The sequence below is a fragment of the Pantoea sp. genome (assembly GCF_039594315.1).
Lineage (GTDB): Bacteria > Pseudomonadota > Gammaproteobacteria > Enterobacterales > Enterobacteriaceae > Pantoea.
Genome location: NZ_JBCNNP010000102.1, coordinates 1 through 4,907, shown reverse-complemented (window position 1 = coordinate 4,907; position 4,907 = coordinate 1). Strand labels below are relative to the sequence as shown.

At 51.0% G+C, this 4,907-nt stretch carries 4 protein-coding genes; all 4 read left to right on the top strand.

All coding sequences use genetic code 11. From position 1 onward, the window contains the following. On the top strand, positions 1-1,163 hold a 1,163-nt coding region (gene tig, locus ABDW13_RS23250; RefSeq protein WP_343554865.1), incomplete at its 5' end, for a trigger factor. Between the two features lie 335 nt (positions 1,164-1,498). Continuing rightward, complete coding sequence (gene clpP, locus ABDW13_RS23245; RefSeq protein ID WP_008103933.1) at positions 1,499-2,122, top strand: ATP-dependent Clp endopeptidase proteolytic subunit ClpP; 624 nt, start codon at positions 1,499-1,501, stop codon at positions 2,120-2,122. Positions 2,123-2,251: 129 nt separating this feature from the next. Then, on the top strand, positions 2,252-3,523 hold the full coding sequence (gene clpX / locus ABDW13_RS23240) for an ATP-dependent protease ATP-binding subunit ClpX (protein ID WP_007886970.1): 1,272 nt from the start codon (positions 2,252-2,254) through the stop codon (positions 3,521-3,523). A gap of 189 nt (positions 3,524-3,712) precedes the next feature. After that, positions 3,713-4,907, top strand: a 1,195-nt coding sequence (locus ABDW13_RS23235) for an LON peptidase substrate-binding domain-containing protein (RefSeq protein WP_343554864.1), incomplete at its 3' end; no start/stop codon positions are given.

Sequence of the window (4,907 nt, the reverse complement as noted above, 5' to 3'; positions counted from 1 at the left end):
AAGTGCCGGCACACATCATTTCTCAGCGCTACGGTGCTTCTGTTCGCCAGGACGTGCTGGGCGAGCTGATGACGCGCAACTTCGTTGACGCCATCATCAAAGAGAAAATCAATCCGGCTGGCGCACCTAACTACGTGCCAGGCGAATATAAAGAAGGCGAAGACTTCACCTACGCGGTTGAGTTCGAAGTGTATCCAGAAGTTGAGCTGAAAGGCCTGGATGCTATCGAAGTCGAGAAGCCAGTAGTCGAAGTGACTGACGCTGACGTTGATACCATGCTGGAAACCCTGCAGAAGCAGCAGGCGACCTGGAAAGAAACCGATGCTGCTGCGACTGCTGAAGATCGCGCAACCATCGACTTCAGCGGTTCTGTGGACGGCGAAGAGTTCGAAGGCGGCAAAGCGTCTGACTTCGTACTGGCAATGGGCCAGGGTCGTATGATCCCAGGTTTCGAAGAAGGTGTTGTTGGCCACAAAGCGGGCGAAACCTTCACCATCGACGTGAAATTCCCAGACGATTACCACGCTGAAACCCTGAAAGGGAAAGACGCGAAGTTCGAAATCGTGCTGAAGAAAGTTGAAACACGTGAATTGCCAGAACTGACTGAAGAGTTCATCAAACGTTTCGGCGTTGAAGACGGTTCAGTTGCCGGTTTGCGTGCAGAAGTGCGTAAGAACATGGATCGCGAGCTGAAAGGCGCTATCCGTAACCGCGTGAAATCTCAGGCAATCGACGGCTTGGTTGCAGCTAACGACATCGACGTTCCGGTTGCGCTGATCGACAGCGAAATCGACGTTCTGCGTCGTCAGGCTGCACAGCGTTTTGGTGGCAACGAGAAGCAAGCGCTGGAACTGCCACGCGAGCTGTTCGAAGAGCAAGCTAAACGCCGCGTTGTTGTTGGCCTGCTGCTGGGCGAAGTGATTCGCATCAACGAGCTGAAAGCTGACGAAGATCGCGTTAAAGCACTGATCGAAGAGATGGCTTCTGCGTATGAAGATCCGCAGGAAGTGATTGAGTTCTACAGCAAGAACAACGAGCTGATGAACAACATGCGCAACGTTGCTCTGGAAGAGCAAGCGGTTGAAGCGGTTCTGGCGAAAGCTAAAGTGACCGATAAAGCCACTAACTTCCAGGAACTGATGAACCAGACCTCAGCGGCCTGATTCATTCGTTAACCGTTAGTGCTGAGCCCGTGACTGAAAAGTCGCGGGCTTTTTCGTTTCTAGCGCTTAATAGCGTAGTTTTGTCGTCTATTTGCTTAATTAATCGGCAAATTATCCGCTAAGCTCTTTTTCCGTGTTAGCGAATGGGCAAAAGGTTGTTATGCTTGAAACAACTGGGCAGCATCCCCAGATACAGGGAGCATGCATGAAAACAGTGAGACTGGCTGATTAACCGTCCCATTATCGCGGACTGAGACTGTGGCGCGTAGTTTTCCCGCCGCGCCTCACGTAAAATCGGTACAGAATGTTGCCAATAAAATTATCAGGAGACGGTAATGTCATACAGTGGCGATCGTGAATTTACTGCACCGCACATGGCGCTGGTGCCAATGGTGGTTGAACAAACCTCGCGTGGCGAGCGTTCATACGACATCTACTCTCGCCTGCTCAAAGAGCGTGTGATCTTCCTGACTGGTCAGGTTGAAGATCATATGGCTAACCTGATCGTGGCGCAGATGCTGTTTCTGGAAGCTGAGAATCCTGAAAAAGACATTTATCTCTACATTAACTCGCCAGGCGGCGTGATTACTGCCGGGATGTCGATTTACGACACCATGAAATTCATCAAGCCAGACGTCAGCACCATTTGTATGGGTCAGGCTTGTTCGATGGGCGCGTTCCTGCTGACGGCAGGGACTAAAGGCAAACGCTTCTGCCTGCCTAATTCACGTGTGATGATTCACCAGCCGCTGGGCGGCTATCAGGGCCAGGCGACGGATATCGAAATCCACGCGCGTGAAATCCTGAAAGTGAAACAGCGCATGAATGAGTTGATGGCGGAGCACACCGGCAAATCGCTGGAAGAGATTGAACGCGACACCGAGCGCGATCGTTTCCTCTCAGCGAGCGAAGCGGTAGAGTATGGCTTGGTCGACTCAATCCTGACGCATCGCCAATAAGACACATCTGTCTGCCCCTTACGCTATAGTTAACGGGAAGCAGGCAGATGGGTTGAATGAATATCGGCCGTTGATGTACGGCCAGTGCCGTACAACAAATTAGGTCTGAGAAAGAAAAGAGGTTAGCTGATGACAGATAAGCGCAAAGACGGTTCAGGTAAGTTGCTGTACTGCTCTTTCTGCGGCAAAAGCCAGCATGAAGTCCGTAAGCTAATTGCCGGGCCGTCAGTGTATATTTGCGATGAGTGCGTTGATCTTTGCAACGACATCATTCGTGAAGAGATCAAAGAAGTTGCGCCGCATCGCGAGCGTAGCTCACTGCCGACGCCGCATGAAATTCGCCATCACCTCGATGACTACGTTATCGGTCAGGAAAGGGCGAAGAAAGTGCTGGCGGTTGCGGTGTATAACCACTACAAACGCTTGCGCAATGGCGATACAAGCAATGGCATCGAACTGGGCAAAAGTAACATTTTGCTGATCGGTCCAACCGGTAGCGGTAAAACACTGTTAGCAGAAACACTGGCGCGCTTGCTGGACGTACCGTTTACCATGGCGGATGCCACCACACTGACCGAAGCCGGTTACGTGGGTGAAGATGTAGAAAACATCATCCAGAAGCTGTTGCAGAAGTGTGATTACGACGTGCAGAAAGCGCAGCGCGGCATTGTCTACATCGATGAAATCGACAAGATTTCTCGTAAGTCTGACAACCCGTCAATTACCCGCGACGTATCGGGTGAAGGCGTGCAACAAGCGTTACTGAAATTGATTGAAGGCACCGTGGCCGCTGTTCCGCCGCAGGGTGGACGTAAGCATCCGCAGCAGGAATTCTTGCAAGTTGACACTTCCAAGATTCTGTTCATCTGTGGTGGTGCATTTGCCGGTCTCGATAAAGTGATTTCTCAGCGTGTTGAAACTGGATCCGGTATCGGCTTCGGTGCAACCGTTAAAGGCAAATCGCAGAAAGCGAGCGAAGGTGAATTGCTGTCGCAGGTCGAGCCAGAAGATTTGATCAAGTTTGGTCTGATTCCTGAGTTCATTGGTCGTTTGCCAGTGGTGGCAACGCTGAGTGAACTAAGTGAAGAAGCGCTGATTCAGATCCTGCGTGAGCCAAAAAATGCCCTGACCAAACAGTATCAGGCGCTATTTAATCTTGAAGGTGTAGAACTGGAATTCCGTGATGAAGCTTTAACAGCAATTGCTAAAAAAGCCATGTCACGTAAAACCGGTGCACGCGGTCTGCGCTCCATCGTTGAAGGTGCGTTACTCGAGACCATGTACGACTTGCCATCAATGGATGACGTTGAAAAAGTGGTGATTGATGAGTCAGTGATTGACGGTCAATCTGAGCCAATGTTGATTTATGGAAAGCATGAAGCCCAGGCTTCTGGCGAATAAATAAACAATTGCACCACGTTGTTATCTTAAAAAAGGGGAAAAATCTTTCCCCTTTTGTTTTTCTCTCGCCAGTGACATTGAATGTCGTACAAGCATCCCCATATACTCAATATCCTGTGGGTTTAACTGCAAAACCTCTAATTGCGCGGTACCCATCACCTGGCGGACATTAAACTAAGAGAGAGCTCTATGAATCCTGAGCGTTCTGAACGCATTGAAATCCCCGTGTTGCCGTTGCGCGACGTGGTGGTTTATCCGCACATGGTAATTCCGTTGTTTGTTGGCCGGGAAAAATCGATTCGGTGCCTCGAAGCCGCGATGGATCATGATAAAAAAATCATGCTGGTTGCACAGAAAGAGGCTTCAACGGATGAACCTGGCATTAACGATCTCTTCTCAGTAGGGACCGTCGCTTCTGTATTGCAGATGCTGAAACTTCCAGACGGCACGGTAAAAGTGCTGGTCGAAGGTTTACAGCGCGCGCACATCACCACGCTGGCTGATAATGGCGACCATTTTGTTGCCCAGGCCGAATACCTTATCTCGCCAGAAATTGAAGAGCGCGAGCAGGAAGTGCTGGTGCGCACGGCCATCAACCAGTTCGAAGGCTACATCAAGCTCAATAAAAAAATCCCACCTGAGGTCTTAACCTCCCTCAACAGCATCGACGATGCGGCCCGTCTGGCCGATACCGTCGCAGCGCATATGCCGCTGAAACTGGCTGACAAACAGTCCGTGCTGGAGATGTCCGACGTCAATGAACGTCTGGAATATCTGATGGCGATGATGGAATCAGAAATCGATCTGCTGCAGGTTGAGAAGCGCATTCGCAACCGCGTTAAAAAGCAGATGGAAAAAAGCCAGCGTGAGTACTATCTGAATGAGCAAATGAAAGCCATTCAGAAAGAGCTGGGCGAAATGGATGATGCGCCGGATGAGTACGAGGCGCTGAAACGTAAGATTGAAGCGGCCAAAATGCCGACCGAAGCGCGTGAAAAAGCCGAAGCTGAGCTGCAGAAGCTGAAGATGATGTCGCCGATGTCTGCAGAAGCGACCGTGGTGCGTGGCTACATCGACTGGATGGTTCAGGTTCCGTGGGTGGCGCGCAGCAAGGTGAAAAAAGACCTGCGTAAAGCGCAGGAAACGCTGGATATCGACCATTACGGTCTGGAGCGCGTCAAAGATCGCATCCTTGAGTATCTTGCGGTGCAGAGTCGCGTTAGCAAAATCAAAGGCCCAATTCTGTGCCTAGTTGGACCGCCGGGCGTGGGTAAAACCTCGCTGGGACAGTCGATTGCTAAGGCCACCGGACGTAAATACGTGCGTATGGCGCTGGGTGGCGTGCGTGATGAAGCGGAAATCCGCGGACATCGTCGTACCTACA